Here is a 255-nt window from a genome sequence, read left to right as displayed (position 1 = left end):
CCCAGAAAATGCTCACCCAGCAGCTGAGGGAGCTCGAAGCAGATGGCGTCCTAAACCGGATCATCTATAATCAGGTGCCGCCGAAAGTGGAATATGAACTGACTGATTACGGCACCTCTCTGGCTCCCGCCCTGCAGATGCTCTGTTCATGGGGAGAGCAGCATATTGAGAAAACGATATCCGAAGGCGAAGATGTATTGGTGATTTCTGGAGAAAACGAATGACTAAAAACGTAAAAAACACCCGGATCCATAA

Annotated in this window: 1 protein-coding gene; it reads left to right on the top strand. The window is 48.6% G+C overall.

Translation table 11 applies throughout. The features are described 5' to 3' along the window. Positions 1 to 224 (top strand): winged helix-turn-helix transcriptional regulator (locus OOT08_RS18935; protein WP_325094449.1); only part of this gene is annotated, 224 nt, incomplete at its 5' end. Positions 225 to 255: the final 31 nt, after the last annotated feature.

Origin of the sequence: Leucobacter sp. M11, from assembly GCF_035726885.1 — a bacterium.
GTDB lineage: Bacteria > Actinomycetota > Actinomycetes > Actinomycetales > Microbacteriaceae > JAPFRB01.
The sequence above is the reverse complement of the archived record's forward strand: the minus strand, read 5'-3'. Positions and strand labels throughout refer to the sequence as shown.